Source organism: Curtobacterium sp. 9128 (genome assembly GCF_007673775.1).
In the GTDB taxonomy this organism is placed as follows: Bacteria; Actinomycetota; Actinomycetes; order Actinomycetales; family Microbacteriaceae; genus Curtobacterium.
In genome coordinates this window covers 1-232 of record NZ_VEAF01000032.1, presented here as the reverse complement: position 1 = coordinate 232, position 232 = coordinate 1, and the positions used below count along the sequence as shown (strand labels likewise).

At 37.9% G+C, this 232-nt stretch carries 1 protein-coding gene; it reads right to left on the bottom strand.

Annotated features, from left to right (window positions below; genetic code table 11):
- On the bottom strand, window positions 1-232 hold a 232-nt coding region (mobC, locus tag FS641_RS17830), incomplete at both ends, for a plasmid mobilization relaxosome protein MobC (protein WP_144766314.1).

Here is a 232-nt window from a genome sequence, read left to right as displayed (position 1 = left end):
GCCTTTCACGTAACTCACTGATATTACGTTCTAACGCTGGATAGTTAGGTGCGTCATATTGATGTTGATTACAATATTTCGCAATCTGATTCGCATTTGCACCTAACTTACTTAAATCTTTGGCTATCGATTGTCGCGTTGCTTTATCAAATTTAGGTGCGACTAATCGACTACCTTGTGCCTTTTTCTTAACGAAATTAGGCACACTCATATTTAAAGTTTCAGCAGACTG